At 64.9% G+C, this 15,596-nt stretch carries 19 protein-coding genes; 14 read left to right on the top strand and 5 right to left on the bottom strand.

The genetic code is table 11. The features are described from left to right. Window positions 1–46 precede the first annotated feature (46 nt). Window positions 47–436: a Cu(I)-responsive transcriptional regulator gene (cueR, locus tag BGP17_RS23160; RefSeq protein WP_286713828.1), complete on the bottom strand. Its 390-nt coding sequence runs from the start codon at window positions 434–436 to the stop codon at window positions 47–49. Next, entirely contained in the window at window positions 433–2,697 is a 2,265-nt protein-coding gene (locus BGP17_RS23155; protein WP_286713827.1) for a heavy metal translocating P-type ATPase, read from the bottom strand. The genes cueR and BGP17_RS23155 overlap by 4 nt, the downstream gene beginning before the upstream one ends. A 576-nt stretch (window positions 2,698–3,273) precedes the next feature. Here BGP17_RS23155 and BGP17_RS23150 point away from each other — a divergent pair. The 3 genes from BGP17_RS23150 (at window position 3,274) to BGP17_RS23140 (ending at window position 5,875) form a co-directional block, all read left to right on the top strand. After that, a complete protein-coding gene (locus BGP17_RS23150; RefSeq protein WP_286713826.1) occupies window positions 3,274–4,575 on the top strand; it encodes an acyltransferase family protein in 1,302 nt (433 codons plus the stop codon). A gap of 100 nt (window positions 4,576–4,675) precedes the next feature. Continuing rightward, window positions 4,676–5,359, top strand: coding sequence for a DUF2231 domain-containing protein (locus BGP17_RS23145; protein ID WP_286713825.1), 684 nt, complete (start codon window positions 4,676–4,678; stop codon window positions 5,357–5,359). Window positions 5,360–5,401: 42 nt separating this feature from the next. After that, window positions 5,402–5,875: a YybH family protein gene (locus tag BGP17_RS23140; protein ID WP_286713824.1), complete on the top strand. Its 474-nt coding sequence runs from the start codon at window positions 5,402–5,404 to the stop codon at window positions 5,873–5,875. Between the two features lie 49 nt (window positions 5,876–5,924). Here the strand turns inward: BGP17_RS23140 and copD are convergent, their stop codons facing one another. Continuing rightward, window positions 5,925–6,851, bottom strand: coding sequence for a copper homeostasis membrane protein CopD (gene copD, locus BGP17_RS23135; protein WP_286713823.1), 927 nt, complete (start codon window positions 6,849–6,851; stop codon window positions 5,925–5,927). Beyond that, window positions 6,852–7,238, bottom strand: a complete 387-nt coding sequence (gene copC, locus BGP17_RS23130) for a copper homeostasis periplasmic binding protein CopC (protein ID WP_286713822.1) — start codon at window positions 7,236–7,238, stop codon at window positions 6,852–6,854. Window positions 7,239–7,373: 135 nt separating this feature from the next. On the opposite strand from copC, the gene BGP17_RS23125 reads away from it, so the two are divergent. The 8 genes from BGP17_RS23125 to BGP17_RS23090 all read left to right on the top strand — a co-directional run bounded on the left by BGP17_RS23125 (window position 7,374) and on the right by BGP17_RS23090 (window position 13,670). Beyond that, window positions 7,374–7,649: a hypothetical protein gene (locus BGP17_RS23125; protein WP_286713821.1), complete on the top strand. Its 276-nt coding sequence runs from the start codon at window positions 7,374–7,376 to the stop codon at window positions 7,647–7,649. Then, on the top strand, window positions 7,646–8,086 hold the full coding sequence (locus tag BGP17_RS23120; protein ID WP_286713820.1) for a periplasmic heavy metal sensor: 441 nt from the start codon (window positions 7,646–7,648) through the stop codon (window positions 8,084–8,086). Before BGP17_RS23125 ends, BGP17_RS23120 begins: the two co-directional genes overlap by 4 nt. Continuing rightward, window positions 8,083–8,646 carry an RNA polymerase sigma factor gene (locus tag BGP17_RS23115; RefSeq protein ID WP_286713819.1) on the top strand — a complete coding sequence of 188 codons (564 nt, stop codon included), beginning with the start codon at window positions 8,083–8,085 and terminating at the stop codon, window positions 8,644–8,646. The genes BGP17_RS23120 and BGP17_RS23115 overlap by 4 nt, the downstream gene beginning before the upstream one ends. Before the next feature lie 52 nt (window positions 8,647–8,698). After that, window positions 8,699–10,555, top strand: coding sequence for a copper resistance system multicopper oxidase (locus BGP17_RS23110; RefSeq protein ID WP_286713818.1), 1,857 nt, complete (start codon window positions 8,699–8,701; stop codon window positions 10,553–10,555). Beyond that, window positions 10,552–11,697 carry a copper resistance protein B gene (locus BGP17_RS23105; RefSeq protein WP_286713817.1) on the top strand — a complete coding sequence of 382 codons (1,146 nt, stop codon included), beginning with the start codon at window positions 10,552–10,554 and terminating at the stop codon, window positions 11,695–11,697. Before BGP17_RS23110 ends, BGP17_RS23105 begins: the two co-directional genes overlap by 4 nt. 177 nt (window positions 11,698–11,874) lie before the next feature. Next, window positions 11,875–12,264 (top strand): DUF305 domain-containing protein, encoded by a 390-nt coding sequence (locus BGP17_RS23100; RefSeq protein ID WP_286713874.1) that lies wholly within the window; start codon window positions 11,875–11,877, stop codon window positions 12,262–12,264. Between the two features lie 192 nt (window positions 12,265–12,456). Continuing rightward, on the top strand, window positions 12,457–13,134 hold the full coding sequence (locus BGP17_RS23095) for a PepSY domain-containing protein (protein WP_286713815.1): 678 nt from the start codon (window positions 12,457–12,459) through the stop codon (window positions 13,132–13,134). Between the two features lie 86 nt (window positions 13,135–13,220). Beyond that, entirely contained in the window at window positions 13,221–13,670 is a 450-nt protein-coding gene (locus tag BGP17_RS23090; protein ID WP_286713814.1) for a DUF411 domain-containing protein, read from the top strand. Between the two features lie 5 nt (window positions 13,671–13,675). On the opposite strand, the gene BGP17_RS23085 is transcribed toward BGP17_RS23090, so the two are convergent. Then, entirely contained in the window at window positions 13,676–14,251 is a 576-nt protein-coding gene (locus tag BGP17_RS23085; RefSeq protein WP_286713813.1) for a TetR/AcrR family transcriptional regulator, read from the bottom strand. Between the two features lie 113 nt (window positions 14,252–14,364). Here BGP17_RS23085 and BGP17_RS23080 point away from each other — a divergent pair, with 113 nt between their 5' ends. The 3 genes from BGP17_RS23080 to BGP17_RS23070 all read left to right on the top strand — a co-directional run bounded on the left by BGP17_RS23080 (window position 14,365) and on the right by BGP17_RS23070 (window position 15,534). Continuing rightward, the gene (locus BGP17_RS23080) at window positions 14,365–14,520 is read left to right on the top strand and encodes a hypothetical protein (protein WP_286713812.1); all 156 of its coding nucleotides are present in this window, start codon (window positions 14,365–14,367) and stop codon (window positions 14,518–14,520) included. Further along, window positions 14,517–15,056 (top strand): hypothetical protein, encoded by a 540-nt coding sequence (locus BGP17_RS23075; RefSeq protein ID WP_286713811.1) that lies wholly within the window; start codon window positions 14,517–14,519, stop codon window positions 15,054–15,056. The genes BGP17_RS23080 and BGP17_RS23075 overlap by 4 nt, the downstream gene beginning before the upstream one ends. A 100-nt stretch (window positions 15,057–15,156) precedes the next feature. Then, a complete protein-coding gene (locus BGP17_RS23070; protein WP_286713809.1) occupies window positions 15,157–15,534 on the top strand; it encodes a hypothetical protein in 378 nt (125 codons plus the stop codon). The last annotated feature ends 62 nt before the right edge of the window (window positions 15,535–15,596 follow it).

Genomic DNA, 15,596 nt, shown 5'->3' with positions numbered 1-15,596 from the left:
GCGCCGGCGCCGCCGGCGCGCACAAGCGACACCCACAAGGCTGCGGCTAGCGGCGGGCCAGGCTTTCGAGGATAGGGCAATCCGGGCGCGCGTCGCCATGGCAGCGTTCGGCCAGGTCAACGAGTGTCCGGCGCATTGCCTCGAGCAGCGCCGCCTTGCGTTCGAGCTCCGCCGCGCGCGCGGTGGCCAACGCCTTGACCTCCGCGCTCGATCGGCCGCGATCGCTCCATAGTGCAAGCAGCATCTGGATCTCCTCAATCGGAAATCCGAGATCGCGCGCGTTGGCGATGAAGCGAAGGCGATGGACGTCGGCGTCGGAATAGTCCCGGTAGCCGCTGTCGCGCCGCGGCGGGGTCGGGATCAGACCGATCTTCTCATAGTGGCGGATCATCCGCTGCGAGACGCCGCTCGCAGTCGATGCCTGGCCGATGTTCACAGCTCTACCCGATTGAGGCGGAGCGCATTGCCGACCACGCTCACCGACGACAGCGCCATCGCCGCCGCCGCGATGATCGGCGACAGGAGGATGCCGAAGAAGGGATAGAGCAGGCCGGCGGCGATCGGCACGCCCGCCGCGTTGTAGACGAAGGCGAAGAACAGGTTCTGGCGGATGTTGGACATGGTCGCCCGGCTCAGCCGCCGCGCGCGGACGATCCCGCCAAGGTCGCCCTTGAGCAAGGTCACGCCGGCGCTCTCGATCGCCACGTCGGTTCCCGAGCCCATGGCGATGCCGACATCGGCGGCGGCAAGCGCGGGCGCGTCGTTCACGCCGTCGCCGGCCATCGCCACGACATGCCCGTCACGCTTGAGCCGCTCGACCACCGCGCTCTTCTGATCGGGCAGAACCTCGGCCTCGACCGAGTCGATCCCGAGCTCGCGCGCGACCGCCTCGGCGGTCGTCCGGTTGTCGCCGGTGAGCATGACGACCTTGATTCCCGCGGCACGAAGCGACGCGAGCGCGTCGGCGGTGGTCGCCTTGATCGGATCGGCGATCGCGAGCACGCCGGCGACGCGGTCGTCGAGGCCGATATAGATCGCGGTCGCGCCGTCGCGGCGCAGTTCGTCGGCGGCTTCCTCCATCGCGCCCAGCTCGATGCCGCTCTCGCGCATGATGCGGGCATTGCCGAGCGTGACTCGCCTGCCTTCTACGGTCCCGACCGCGCCCTTGCCGGTCGGGGCTTCGAAATCCGCGACCGCGGGAATCGCGATGCCACGCTCCTCGGCGGCCGCGACTACCGCAAGCGCGAGCGGATGCTCGGAGGCGCGCTCGACCGCGGCGGCGAGCCGCAGCACCTCGGCCTCGTCCGCGCCCTCGGCGGTCACGATGCGGGTTACCGAGGGCTTGCCTTCGGTAAGCGTCCCCGTCTTGTCGACGATCAGCGTGTCGACCTTCTCCAGCCGTTCGAGCGCCTCGGCATTCTTGATCAGCACGCCCAGGCCCGCGCCGCGTCCGACGCCCACCATGATCGACATCGGCGTCGCGAGGCCGAGCGCGCAGGGGCAGGCGATGATGAGCACGGCGACCGCCGCGATCAGGCCGTGCGCGAGCCGCGGCTCGGGGCCCCAGATACCCCAGGCGACGAACGCTGCCACCGCCACGAGCAGCACCGCGGGGACGAACCACCCAGCCACCTGGTCGGCGAGCCGCTGGATCGGCGCGCGCGAGCGCTGCGCCTCGGCGACCATCTGGACGATCCGCGCGAGCATCGTGTCGCGGCCGATCTTCTCGGCGCGGATCACCAGCGCGCCGCTCTGGTTGAGCGTGCCGCCGATCACCATGCCGCCGGCTTCCTTGGCAACGGGCATCGACTCGCCAGTCACCATCGATTCGTCGATTGCGGAACGGCCTTCCTCGATGACGCCGTCGATCGGCACCTTCTCGCCGGGCCGGACGCGCAGCCGGTCGCCGACCGCGATCAGCTCGAGCGACACTTCCTCGTCGCGCCCGTCCGCGGCGATCCGCCGCGCGGTCTTGGGCGCGAGGTTGAGCAACGCCTTGATCGCGCCGGAAGTGCGTTCGCGCGCGCGCAACTCGAGGACCTGGCCCAGCAGCACGAGCACGGTGATCACCGCCGCCGCCTCGAAATAGACCGCGACGGTGCCGCCTTCGCCGCGGAACGCCGCGGGGAATATCCCGGGGGCGACGGTGGCGACCACGCTGTACGTCCAGGCGACGCCCGTCCCCATTGCGATCAGTGTGAACATGTTGAGGTTGCGCGTCCGGAGCGATGCCCAGCCGCGCTCGAAGAACGGCCAGCCGCCCCACAGCACCACCGGCGTCGCCAGCAGGAACTGAAGCCAGGTCGACGCGCGTTCGGAGACGAGATGATGGAGGGCAGGAAAGAGATGGCCGCCCATCTCGAGGACGAACACGGGGATGGTGAGCGCGACCCCGATCCAGAAGCGGCGCGTCATATCGACGAGCTCGGCGCTCGGGCCAGCGTCGGCGGTCGCGATCTCCGGTTCGAGCGCCATGCCGCAGATCGGGCAGGCGCCGGGATGGTCCTGGCGGATCTCGGGGTGCATCGGGCAGGTCCAGATCGTGCCTGGCGCAGTTTCCGCAGCCGGCTCCTGGCGATCGCCCAGATAGCGTTCGGGGTCGGCGAGGAACTTCACCCGGCAGCCTGCGCTGCAAAAATGAAAGTCGTGTCCCGCATGGGAAGCATGGTGCGCCGTCCGCTCAGGATCGACGGTCATCCCACAAACCGGATCCTTTGCCTCGGTCGCTAGCGGACCGGCTGGACCATGGCCGGCATGACCAGCGCTGCCGCCATGCCCACCCGAATGCGTCCCATGTTTCGAATCAGTCACGGCTCTTCTCCTCCTCGACTCGATCTAGGGTTTGACATCGTGTCAGGGTCAAGGGGTAGGCCTTGTTTTCCGGACATCAACGGAGAGGGTGCCCGATCCATGCCCCAACCCACCGACAACGAGTATCAGATCTTACCGATTGGCCTTGGTCGCGGCGAACCGCCTTAGTGCAGTCCCTCCCGAACCGGCGCGCCGCGATCGAGAGAAGGGTGCTCTGAGCAAGCCCGCCGGGCTCGCAACCTTCATATATCCGCTCCACTTCCGCCCTTGTCCCATAATACGCATCGGCAAGGCATTTCCCCCACCGCCTTCGTCCGGCCCACGCTCGGGAAGCACAACTCGCTGGCGGCGCCGGAGGGGCCGTGCCGGCCGCGGGACAGTTGCAGCCGATACGGCGAAGATGACGTGAGCCCACCCGCCCCTTGACCTCGAGCTGGAAATTCGAGGAGCAGTGAGGGGTGCATGCGTCGCCTGCGTATTGTTCGTAATGGCGCGACATGGCTTCATTCCGGCAGCGACTCATTCGCGGACTCTGCGGTGGGCCTGGTGTCTGCGCACGTCGGCGCGCGGCACCCCGGACATGGCCGAAGCGTTTCGTCGCGCAGTTCGGGCATGACGCCGGACGAGCGGCAAACAAGCCCGGCGAAATCGGCCGATACCGGCGCTCCGGTTGCCGCTTACGCCTACATGGACGCCTTTCGCTTCATGCTCGCGCTCGCGGTCGCATTTGGCCATGTCTGGGCATTGTTCATCCGGGATTATCAGCCGACGGCGGATACAGGGGTCAATATCCTCTATTTCGCTGCGGGCTTCGCGCATCCCGGCGTCGTGATGTTCTTCGTGCTCAGCGGCTATTGGATATCGAAGAGCGTGATCGGTCGCGCTGAGGCAGGGTGGAGGTGGAGCGGCTATCTGATCGACCGGCTCAGCAGGCTCCTCGTCGTTCTCATCCCCGCGCTGGCGATAGGTGGCGCACTGGATGCCGCCGCACTCTATCTGATGCACTCACCGACGCATCTCGGCGAAACGGATACCTATGTGCTCAAGACGGACGTCGCTGCCAACCTCGCTCCCGATGTGCTTCTCGGGAATCTGCTGTTTCTCCAGGGCATTCTGGCGCGCCCCTTCGGGTCGAACGGGCCGCTTTGGAGCCTCGCGTACGAATTTTGGTACTATATCTGGTTTCCGGCGATCTTTCTGACGTACCGGCGGCGCAGACTGTCCGCCGCGTTGATTGCATTGGTGCTTGCCCTGCTGGCGCCCGAGTTGATGTTCGGGTTCATCTCCTGGAGCTGCGGCTCCTTGCTTTTCTTTCTGGAGGCAAGGCTCCGGCAAAAGGGCGCGCGCGTCACTTCGCTGGCAAGGCGGCTTCTGCTGCCGGCAGCGATGCTGTTCTCCATCATCCTGGTCTGGGGACGCACCGGGGACTTCAGCTACGAAGATCCGATGCTCGCGGCAGGCTTCAGCGCCTTCCTGCTGGCGTTGCTCCTCGCCAATCCTGCGCCCTTCCGGGGCATTGCCGCCCTGGCGGCCTATGGCGCCGGGGCGAGCTTCTCGCTCTACGCGATCCATTTTCCGATCATGGCCTTTGCGGCCGGACTATTCGTCGGCGCGCAGCGTTTCGCACCGAATTCTTCCTCGATCGGGCTCGCGGCATTGGTGCTCCTCACGACAGTTGGCGCCGCCTGGCTATTCTCGCGGGCAACCGAGAGCAGGACCAACACGGTACGACGGGCCGCCCGCGGGATTCTTGCCGGGCGCTGAGCGAGAGGCGGCATTGTCCTTGCCGCACGCCCAACAGGAAATGAGGGCTGCGCGACCGCCCTGCGTATTGAGGGCATGGGTTGGGAAGGGGTAGATTCCGATGAGCAATACCAGGCGCATTTTTGTCCTCGCGGTCGCGCTGGCCGGTCTCGCGATGGGATCGCCGGCACTGGGCCATAACGATCATGAAGCGCTTGGAGCCGGGCCGGGGCCCGCGAATGCGGTCGCGCCTGCTCCACAGAATGCGGATGCCTCGAACGGTCACATGGAGATGGGCAGCATGAATGCGCCCTCCGACACGGACATGGACCACGGGCATGATGAAGCAGGCAGTGCGAACAAGACATTTGGCGAGCGGCTGGTGAGTTGGCTCGGGCGACTCCACACCATGGTGATCCACTTCCCCATCGCCATGTTCATCGGAGCCTTTGCCGTGGAGGTGTTCGGACTTTGGCGCGGGAAGCGCGATTATCAGCATGCCGCCTACATCATGCTCATCGTGGGCTCGGCAGGCGCGATCGCCGCCGCATTTCTCGGATGGTTCGCAGGCGGCTTCTATCTGACCGACCGCAACCCGGTTCTGATGACACACCGGTGGCTGGGGACAGGCATTGCGATCTTCGGATTCATCCTCGTCTATCTCGCTACCGCCTCTCGCAAGTCGCCCGAGCGCTCGCGGACCTTGTTCTTTTCGCTGTTGGGAATCATGGTGGCCGCGATCGCGATCCAGGGCTTTTTGGGCGCGACGTTCATGCACGGCGGCCTGCGTCATCTCGCCTTCTAGACAAGATACCGACGGACGACCCGAATCGATAAGGAGAAAGAAATGCGTGCGGGACTCATGATGATAGCGGCCACGTCCCTGGCGATGCCGCTTGCTTCCGCAGCCGAGCAACCTGTCGGCCGCCCCACCGACGTTCAGGCCGTGCAAGGTGTGCTGGCGCGGTACATGGCTGCGATCGAGAAGCTGGATGCAAGCGGCACCGAGATTCTGTTCGTCCCGGACTCGCAAATATTCGAGACCGGAGGCTCGGAAGGCACCTACGCCAACTATCTCGCCCATCATCTCGGTCCGGAGCTGGCCGAGTTCAAATCGTTCAAGTTCTCGGATTACAAGGTGAGCGTCAGGTTCGAGGGGCCAGTCGCGCTCGCAACCGAAACCTACCGATTCCGCATTGAGCCCAAGTCCGGGGAAGCCGCGGAGCGGGTGGGCGTGACGACGAGCGTGCTGAGGAAGGTCGGCGACAGCTGGAAGATCGTCGTCATGCACAATTCGGCAAGACGTCCCAGGCCTGCCTGACCCTTTCTTACGTCTCCCATGCCGGGGCTATTCCGCCCCGGCATCGACGCTAGCCCGAGATAGGGGGCGCGAGCGTTCCGAGCCAGGCGACGAGCGCCAGGATCGCAAACGCCAACACCGTCTCGACGACAAGGCTCCGGCGCAGCGTGGATGCGGCGCTTGCAGCATCGTCCTGTTCGAGCGCCGCGCCAAGGGCCGGCGTAAGGCGAAACCGATGGCTCGCCGCCAGCCAGAGCATGGCGGCGAACAGAGCGATTTTCGTTATCAGAAGCTGGCCGTAGAGCGTCGTCCCGAGCAACCAAAAAGCGTCGAAACCGACCAAGACCAAGCCGTTCAAGACTCCAGTGACGATGATCAGTGCAACGAGGATCGAACCGACCGTCGCGAAGCCCGCCAATGCGCGATGGGTTATCCGTACGCGCTCGGCGGTCGGCTCCCGGCGCATCATCATCAATCCCGTCAGCACGGCGAGCGCGCCGAGCCATGCCGATGCCGCGAGGAGGTGAACGATGTCACCCGCCAGATGGACGATAGCGGCTGTCCCCTCGCTCGCGGCGGCGTGGCCGGACCAGGCCAGCGTTCCGACCGCGACCGCGCCCGTGGCCGATGCCAGGACCAGGAACGGGACTGGCTTGCGGGGGATCCGTAGGCAAAATGCCAGCGCAAGGATCAACGCGGCTTCCCGGGCAACAAAAGCCCATCCGACCGCTGTCTCCGAAATCAGCATCATCATGATGCCGCGATCGAGGCCGGCGAGGCCGGTACCAGTCATCGAAGCGGCCATCGACGCGAAGCCGAGCAGGCTCAAGATTGCGCCCACCGCCGCAAGGGTCCCAACAATCAGTCTGAACGGGAGCAATTGTCCCCGCTCCTCGCCTCTCAAGGCGTAGAGCGCGAACAATGGCACCCCGAACAGAAGCCCGAGGTCGGCGTAAAGCGCGAGCCTCGTTGCGACGATGGGCCAGTCGGTCTCCACTTACTTTACGGTGAATGTCAGCTTGCCGGTGATTCGATGGGTGTCGGCCGACACTGCATGCCAATCGATCTGATAGGTTCCCGCAGGCAGCGCCTTGGGAAGCGTTGCGACCAGCGTCTTGCCGTCGGGGCCGACCGAGATCTTGAACCCGGTCACTTTCATCGGCTTGTGGTTCGCCATTCCGGGCATGCCGGTCATCGACAGATCGATGCCCGACAGCTGGGGCATGAGCCGCTCGCTGAAGGTCAGCGTAATCTGCTTCACGTTGCTGACGACGGACTGCGCGGCGGGCGTCGACGAAACGAGCTTGGGATGGGCCATCGCCGGGCTTGCGGTCGCGATGATGGCGACCGAAACGGCCGCGCCCATGATGCGAGAGAATTTCATATTGGGACTCCTTGTTCGATTCACTGCTCAATACGCGCGCCCGCGGCCGAACCCTCATCGGAAAGTGCGGGGCCGTGCTATGAGGGGTTGCGACGATAGGTGCGTAATATCAAGGAAGAGCGCGGAGAAACACGCATGACCGACATTGATGCAGCACTCGCACGGCTGCGCGAGATGCCCCTCCACCCGCGACTGGCGGCAATCGACGCGACTGTGCTCGACCATATGGCGACCAGGTCCGTATCGCGACCGGTTCCCGGCATGGTCTTCGGACTGGCCGCGCTCTCTGCGCTTACGTTCGGTATCGCCAGCGCGGCGGTTCCGGGCACCCCGGCGCGTGCCGCCCAGCTCGCTCCCTTCGGAACTTCGCCTGCACTGGCACCTTCCACCCTGTTGAGCAGCGCCGAATGAACGACCGGCGCCGCCTGCTCCTGATCGCGCTCATCGCTTTCGCGGCAGCGCTCGCCGGCGTGTTCATCGGGCGCGCCTATGTCGCGCGGCAGCTGCCCGTCGAAACCGAACTGCATGCGCTGCTCCACCATGATCTGAGCCTCGACGACAACCAGAAGGTGCAGCTCGACGCGATCGAGAAGCGCTTCGCGGTTCGCAGGCAGGCACTCGAGCTCGAACTCCGCGCGGACAATGCCCGGCTGGCGGAAGCTATCGAGGCCGAGCACGGATATGGGCCACGCGTAGGCGCGGCAGTTGATCGCTCGCATCAAGTGATGGGCCAGCTGCAGAAAGAGACGCTCGAGCACATTTTCGCGATGCGGGGCGTGCTCCGTCCGGATCAGGCCGCCAAATTCGATGCCGCGGTGGTGAGAGCGCTCACGGCCAAGGAGCAGTGACGCTCGATCTTGGGGGCTGCTCGGACGGCGAGCTTGCCGCATTGGCCGTCGCGGGGAGGCAAGCTGCCTATACCGAACTCATGCGCCGCCATCGCGACGGCGTATATCGCCTGGTCCGGGGCCACACCGGCGATGCAGATGCCGCGCTCGACGTCACGCAGCAGAGTTTCCTCGCCGCCTTCTCCGCACTCGCCCGATACGATGGCGCACGGCCATTCCGGACCTGGATCGCGCGCATCGCTCTGAACAAGTGCCATGACTGGGCGCGGCGCCGTGCGGTGCGCCGCATTTTCTCATTCGCGCTTCCCGTGGAAACGGCAGAACACGTCGCCGACGAGGCGCCGACACCCGAAACGCTTTTGGCGGACCGCCAGGAGCTCGATCGCGCCATGGCGGCGATTGCCGCCCTTCCGACCTCGCTTAAGGAGGTCCTTATTCTGCGCACGGTTGACGGCTTCACCCAGCCCGAAGCGGCGGCGGTGCTGGGCGTGAGCGAGAAGGCGATCGAGACCCGTCTCTATCGCGCTCGACTAAAATTGACGGAAGTGCTGAGGGATTGATCTTTTCTGCGCGTATCTTCGTTAAGGCCGCGAATTCAGGGACTCAAGGGTGATGCATTCATTAAATCTCGATCGCCGGGCGCTGTTGCGCGGGGCTGCTGTCGCAGGCGGAGGGCTTTCGCTTGCGAGCTGGTTTCCGGCATGGGCCCAGTCGGGATCGGCCGGTATTACGCGGCCGCTTCCGACGGTCAGCGGCACCGACATTTCTTTGCGCATTGCCCATCAGATGATGATGATCGACGGTCGGGAGAGTCACGCGATCGGCATCAATGGTACGATCCCGGCGCCGCTCATCAGGCTGCGGCAAGGCCAGACGGTCCGGCTGTCGGTCACCAACGATCTCCATGACGAGGACAGCTCGATCCACTGGCACGGGCTGCTCGTGCCCTTCCAGTTCGACGGCGTTCCCGGCATCAGCTTTCCGGGCATCAAGCCCAAGTCGACCTTCGTCTACGAGTTCCCGATCATTCAGTCGGGCACCTATTGGTATCACAGCCACTCAGGCCTCCAGGAGCAGCTGGGGCATTACGGCCCGATCGTGATCGATCCCGAGGGCGAGGATCCGATCGCGTCGGATCGCGAGCATGTCATCGTGCTGTCGGATCATAGCCAGATGCATCCGCACTTTATCTTCAGAAAGCTCAAGCAGCAGGCCGGCTATTTCAACCATCAGAAGCAGACGCTCGGAAGCTTGCTCGCCGGCAAGGATCAGCCGCTCAAGGACCGGCTTGATTGGGGCAGGATGCGGATGGATCCTACCGATGTCTCCGACGTGACCGGGGCGGCCTATACCTATCTCGTCAACGGCCACGGCCCCAAGGACAATTGGACGGCGTTGTTCCGGCCGGGCGAGCGGGTACGCCTGCGGATCATCAACGCATCAGCGATGACCAATTTCAACGTCCGCATTCCCGGCCTGCCGATGACGGTGGTTCAGGCCGATGGCCAGAATGTCCAGCCGGTGAGCGTAGACGAGTTCCAGATCGCGATCGCTGAAACCTATGATGTCATCGTCACGCCCTCTGACGAGCGTGCCTACACATTTGTCGGCGAGGCGGTCGATCGCTCGGGCCTTGCCCGGGCGACGCTTGCACCGCACGAGGGCATGGCCGCCGAAGTCCCCGCGCTGCGCGAGCGGCCGCTGGCGACGATGAAGGACATGGGGATGGACATGTCCGGTATGGACATGGGCGGCATGGATATGAGCGGTGACAGCGGCGGCACGCTCGATCTCAGCGCGCCGGAGCCCGCCATGCCGGGAATGGATCATGGCGCGATGGCGGGCGCGGCTGCTCCCGCGCAATCAGGCCCCGCGATGGCCGGCATGGACCATGGCGCGATGGGCGGTATGAGCATGAATATGCGCGACCCCAAGAACGCGCCGCAGGTCAAGCTCGGGCCCGGCGTGCAGACGATCGCGCCGATGCCGATGGATCGCACCGGCGAGCCCGGTACCGGCCTGGAAAATGCCGGTCACAAAGTGCTCGTCTATCGCGACCTTATGGCGGTGACGCGCAACCCGGATGTACGCGCACCCGACCGCGCGATGGAAATTCACCTGACCGGTAATATGGAGCGGTTCATGTGGTCGTTCGACGGAGAAAAGCTGAGCGAGGTCAAAGCGCCGATCCCGTTCCTCAAGGACGAGCGGGTTCGCGTCACCCTGGTCAACGACTCGATGATGTCGCATCCGATCCACCTGCACGGTCACTTTTTCGAGCTGGTGACCGGCCACGCGGAATATGCGCCGCGCAAGCATACGGTGAACGTGCTGCCGGGAGGGAAGGTGACGTTCGATGTAACCACCGATGCCGTCGGCGACTGGGCGTTCCACTGCCATATGCTTTACCACATGCACGCCGGGATGATGCGGGTCGTGTCGGTCCGTCCGCGCGGAGAAGCAGCATGAGAGGTGTTCTGCTTCTGGCGGGCGTCGCCCCCTTGCTGTTCGCTGCCCCGGCCGTGGCCCAACAGACCGATCATTCGAACATGCCTGGCATGCAGATGCCGGCGCCAGCGGCCCCGGCGGCCAAGCCTAAACCCAAACCGCGCGCCAAACCCAGGCCCACGGCACGGGCGAAGCCTGTGCGGAGAACACCCGCACCACCTCGGGCCGCTCCGGTACCCGGGGCCGATCCGCATGCCGGCCACGTCATGCCGGCAACGCAGGCTGCCGACATGCCCGACAAGCAGACGCCGCCGGCGCCCGGTGCACCGGCTCCGCAAACTGGGCACGACATGCCCGGGATGCCTGGCGTGCCCGAAGGTGACGCAGCGCCCCAGCACGGGACGGGCGGTACCGCTCTGCCAGCCGGAGACGCACCGGCTCCGGCGCCGCCTGCCGACCATTATGCCGACCGGATATTTCCATCTGATGAGATGGCGCGCGCGCGGGCGAGGCTGACCCGCGAGCACGGAGGCACCTCGACCTATAAGGTGATGGCCAACCTCGCCGAATACCAGCTGCGCCGCGGTCGCGACGGCTTTCGCTGGGATGGCGAAGCGTGGTTCGGGGGCGACATCAACCGGCTGACGCTCAAGTCGGAGGGTGAAGGTAGTTTCGGCAGCGGCGTCGATAGCGCCGACGTCCAGGTGCTCTATAGCCGGGCGCTTGACCCTTATTGGAACTTGCAGGCCGGCGTCCGCCAGGATTTCCAGCCTGGGCCGGGACGGACCTACGCGACCGTCGGCATTGAAGGTATCGCGCCGTACTGGTTCGATATCGAGGGGGCAGTCTTCCTTTCCGACAAGGGAGATTTGCTGGCTCGAACCAGCGCCTATTATGACCAGCGCATCACCCAGCGCGTGATCCTTCAGCCACGCGTCGAATTGAACTTCTCTGCCCAGGACATGCCTCGGAACAGGATAGGGTCAGGATTGGTGAATGCCGAGCTGGGCCTCAGGGTGCGCTACGAAATCACGCGTGAATTCGCCCCCTATGTGGGCGTCTCATGGGAACGCAAGTTTGGAAACACCGCCGATTATGCACGGCTGCGCGGCGAGGATACCGGCGGCTTCAGTTTCGTTCTGGGGCTTAGGACATGGTTCTAGGAGAGGCGGACGCGCGCGTCGCGACTGCCATTTCGGTGCGAGAATCCAGAAGGCGCGCGAAATGTGCGACCAGGCAAGAGGGCCGATGCTGACGCCCGGGCGGCAACAGGAGGAAGGCGAGTGACGAAGAACCCTTATGCGAGTCTCGCGCTGCAGACGGTCCTCGGCGGCATCGTCATGTATCTGGTGATGTTCGTGATGATCGACGGGCTCGGCAGCTTCTACAACAATCTCAACATGCTCTACATGACGCTGATGATGGCCACGCCGATGATCGTGCTGATGATCCTCGCCATGCCGCACATGTTTCCGTCGCGGGCGCTCAACATCGCGCTCCTGGCCGGCTCGGCTGTCCTTTTCCTCGGCTCCTTCGCGCTCATCCGCACCCAGACCACGATTGGCGACCGCGAGTTCCTCCGCTCGATGATCCCGCATCATTCGGGTGCGATTCTGATGTGCAAGGAAGCGTCGCTGCGCGATCCCGAGATCGTTGCGCTGTGCCGCGAGATCATCCGGTCGCAGCGACAGGAGATCGACCAGATGAAAGCCATCCTGGCACGAAAGTAGATCTGGCGGTTGCCAGGCGCCTGCCATCAAGAGAGACGGTAGGCACGGGCACTCATGGCCTAGACCGATTCTGGGGGGAAATGTGTTTAATGTTGAGAGAAGCGGCGGCTGCGCCGGCAGCGTGCGCATGACCAACGTACGAGCCTGGTCGTGAGGAGCCGAAAGCTCCGGCTGCACATCGGCGCGAGCCGGTTGCACCGCTGGCTTGGGCTGCTGCTCGGCGTCCAGCTCCTGCTGTGGTTCACCAGCGGGCTGGTGATGAGCCTGCTTCCGATCGACCGCGTTCGCGGGGAACATCTGGTGGATCGGGAAGCGGCGGCCATGCTTCCGGGCGATACGGGCTATGCGCCCACGCACGCGATATTGGCTGCCGGCAAGGAACCCATCCGGCAGTTCCAGGTGCGGATGCTGCTCGGCCGCCCGGTGGTGGAAGTGCAGACCGCTTCGGGTGCAGTTCGGCTCCACGACGCCAGAACCGGCGCCGTCCTTCCGCCAGTCGGATCCCGGGACGTGGCGACGATCGCTTTGGCCGCGTATCGCGGCGGCTCGAAAATTGCCCCGCAAGTCGAGCGAGTCTCCGCGACGAGCACGGAGTATAAGGGCAAGGTCCCTGCATGGCGCGCGGTATTCCCGGACCCCGACGCGACGCGGGTCTATGTCGACGACACCGGAAAGATCGTTGCGGTGCGGACCGGCACATGGCGCCTCTATGACTTCTTCTGGGGTCTGCACATCATGGACTGGACCGAGCATGAGCACTTCAACACGCCCTGGATGTGGGCCTTTGCGACCGGCGGGCTCGCCCTGGCGATCGCGGGCACCATACTCCTTTATTTGCGCTGGCCGCGGCGCAAGCGGAAACCGGCCTGAAGATGGCTGGTTCGCCGCATCGGCTTCGGCCGGCGGCAAGCGGTGAAGAGGATCCGCCCTGTTGGCGGAGAGAGACGGGAAGAACGATGATGAATCGAATCCGGATATTGTTTGCCGCGCTCGCGCTGGGGGTGCCCGCGGCCGCGATGGCGACCCAGCAGATCGCGGTCTACCGCGATCCCGGCTGCGGGTGCTGCGAGAAATGGGCGGCGCAGGTGAGAGCCCAATTCGGGCGGCAGGTCCAGCTTGTCGATGACCGGCAGCGGGCGGCGCTGCAGAAGCGGCTTGGCGTTCCCGCAGATCTGGCCTCGTGCCATACCGCCATCATCGACGGCATGGCGTTCGAAGGACATGTTCCGATCGCCGACATGAAGCGCGTACTCGCGCAACGCCCCAGGGGCGTCAGCGGCCTCGCCGTTGCCGGGATGCCGCTCGGGTCGCCGGGGATGGAGGTGCCGGGCGTGCGCGGGCAAGCCTATGAGGTGATCGCATTCGGGCCCGCCGGGCGCCGCATGTTCGCGCGTCACGGCGGCTGAGTCACTCAGCGCGGAGGCCGAAGCCCGGACAGCGTGACTGCGACGAGCCGTTGAACGGCATCCTCCGACTTTAGCCTGCTCGCGGCGGTAAGCGCATAGAGGCAATAGTCGGCAAGTTCGTCGGGCGCGATATCGTCCCGAAGGTTCCCGGTCCCGGCGACCTCCACCAGCAATTCCCGGATCAGTTCGGCGAGCTGCTGGTGCGACTGATCGACATGTTCGCCCCGATGCAGCAGCGCTACCAGTTCGGTGTCGTGCTGGCCCCGGTGATGGGCGATCAGGGCAAATGCCCCGAGCACGGCTCCGAGCCGTTCGCAGGGGTCGCCGGGCCGCTTGCGAAGTTCGGCCAGATGACGAAGATGGGCAGCTACATGGCGCTGATGCCAGGCGGCCAGGATCGCTTCGACCTCCGGAAAATATTTGTAGAGCGTCGCCCGGCCGATTCCGGCCTCCTGCGCGATCCGTGACATCGTCACGGATGCCAGCCCCTGTTTCGTTACCAGCCCCCAGGCGCTGTCCAGGATCGCGTCGCGCACCGCGGCGCGATGGGCTTCGATCGTTTGATTCCAGAGCTTTGGCACCGCCGCACTATAGGCTCGCGGTTTTCCAAGACAATACGACTCGACAGAGACATATTGTCTCGATAAATCTGCAGAATGGCCTATCGACTTCGAGGCTGAGCGAAGGAGGGACAATGGCTGACCCGTCCGCATATCCCGGCATGCCGCGCTGGGCGAAGCTGCAGGGGATCCTGGTGGCGGTTCTGCTCCTGCTGACGCTGGGGATGGCTGCGGGGCTGACCGGTCATGGTGCCGCGGGCGATCACGCAACGCGCCACGGTGGCCATTGATGATCATGCCACCCCGCCTCCGCAGGTTCGCGCTCACCGTGCACGTCATCTGCTCGATCGGCTGGATCGGTGCGCTTGCGGCCTTTCTCGCGCTGGCGATCACGGGTTTGACCAGTCAGGATGCCGATATCGTCCGCATCGCCTATGGCGCGAACGCGATAATCACCGCGTACGTCATCGTCCCACTATCGCTCGCTGCGCTCCTGACGGGCATTGTCCAATCCCTCGCCACCGAATGGGGATTGTTCCGGAATTTCTGGGTGCTCATCAAGCTCCTGATCGTCCTCGCCGCAACTTTCTTGCTGCTGATGAAGACGGGGCAAATCGACTATCTGGCGACCGCCGCTTCGGAAACCGCCCTGGCCCCCGCCGGTCTCAGGGGGTTGAGAGTTTCGGTTGTGGCCCATGCCGCCGGCGGTCTGCTGGTGTTGCTCTGGGCCGCCGCGCTGGGGATGTACAAACCGCGCGGGCTGACCCGGCATGGCTGGCGCCAAAAACAGGCAATGCGCCAACGGTCGATCGCCTCATCAGGATAACTTCGATCGGCTCATCAGGACAACAATGTCGGGGTCGCGGTAACCTTCTTGTCCGCGGTCACGAATTGACTTCCATATTGCAAAGGAGCATTTTCAAACGGTGCTGAGACTGCTGCGCCATCTGTTGTGCATTGGAATCCTGTTCGGCCTTGCCGGAAACGGGGTGGCGGTTGCTGCCCCGTGCCTGCTGATGACGCAGGACCAGGCCGCCGCGAGTTCGGCGATGCCCGACTGCAAGGTGGCCACGGACTGCACCGACTGCGCCGCCAAGCCGGCGAAGAGCGACGAGGGCTCCAAATTGCCCAAATCCTCCGGTTGCATGCTGATGGCCGGTTGCAGTGCGGTGCTCGGCGTGAAGGAGCCGCACGCACCCTCCACGGCGCGACCGGCGCCGATCGCGACCTTCTGGCCGACATCGGCAATACTTGCGGGGCATGACACCGGCCCCGAACTGGAACCGCCCACCTTCCTTGGCTGACCTTCGCACGCGGGTGCGCGCTTCCTGAAGCTGTGAACGGCTTGCGGAGTGCCGAACGGCCC

The sequence above is a fragment of the Sphingomonas sp. 67-41 genome, assembly GCF_001899725.1.
Taxonomy (GTDB): domain Bacteria; phylum Pseudomonadota; class Alphaproteobacteria; order Sphingomonadales; family Sphingomonadaceae; genus Sphingomonas; species Sphingomonas leidyi.
This window is presented reverse-complemented; position numbering and strand designations above follow the sequence as displayed.

What these genes read in the sequence shown, in the direction of transcription:
- BGP17_RS23155 (WP_286713827.1), bottom strand. Translation starts at nt 2,697, where the DNA reads ATGACCGTCGATCCTGAGCGGACGGCGCACCATGCTTCCCATGCGGGA.
- BGP17_RS23150 (WP_286713826.1), top strand. Translation starts at nt 3,274, where the DNA reads ATGCGTCGCCTGCGTATTGTTCGTAATGGCGCGACATGGCTTCATTCC.
- BGP17_RS23145 (WP_286713825.1), top strand. Translation starts at nt 4,676, where the DNA reads ATGAGCAATACCAGGCGCATTTTTGTCCTCGCGGTCGCGCTGGCCGGT.
- BGP17_RS23140 (WP_286713824.1), top strand. Translation starts at nt 5,402, where the DNA reads ATGCGTGCGGGACTCATGATGATAGCGGCCACGTCCCTGGCGATGCCG.
- copC (WP_286713822.1), bottom strand. Translation starts at nt 7,238, where the DNA reads ATGAAATTCTCTCGCATCATGGGCGCGGCCGTTTCGGTCGCCATCATC.
- BGP17_RS23125 (WP_286713821.1), top strand. Translation starts at nt 7,374, where the DNA reads ATGACCGACATTGATGCAGCACTCGCACGGCTGCGCGAGATGCCCCTC.
- BGP17_RS23120 (WP_286713820.1), top strand. Translation starts at nt 7,646, where the DNA reads ATGAACGACCGGCGCCGCCTGCTCCTGATCGCGCTCATCGCTTTCGCG.
- BGP17_RS23110 (WP_286713818.1), top strand. Translation starts at nt 8,699, where the DNA reads ATGCATTCATTAAATCTCGATCGCCGGGCGCTGTTGCGCGGGGCTGCT.
- BGP17_RS23105 (WP_286713817.1), top strand. Translation starts at nt 10,552, where the DNA reads ATGAGAGGTGTTCTGCTTCTGGCGGGCGTCGCCCCCTTGCTGTTCGCT.
- BGP17_RS23100 (WP_286713874.1), top strand. Translation starts at nt 11,875, where the DNA reads ATGTATCTGGTGATGTTCGTGATGATCGACGGGCTCGGCAGCTTCTAC.
- BGP17_RS23090 (WP_286713814.1), top strand. Translation starts at nt 13,221, where the DNA reads ATGATGAATCGAATCCGGATATTGTTTGCCGCGCTCGCGCTGGGGGTG.
- BGP17_RS23080 (WP_286713812.1), top strand. Translation starts at nt 14,365, where the DNA reads ATGGCTGACCCGTCCGCATATCCCGGCATGCCGCGCTGGGCGAAGCTG.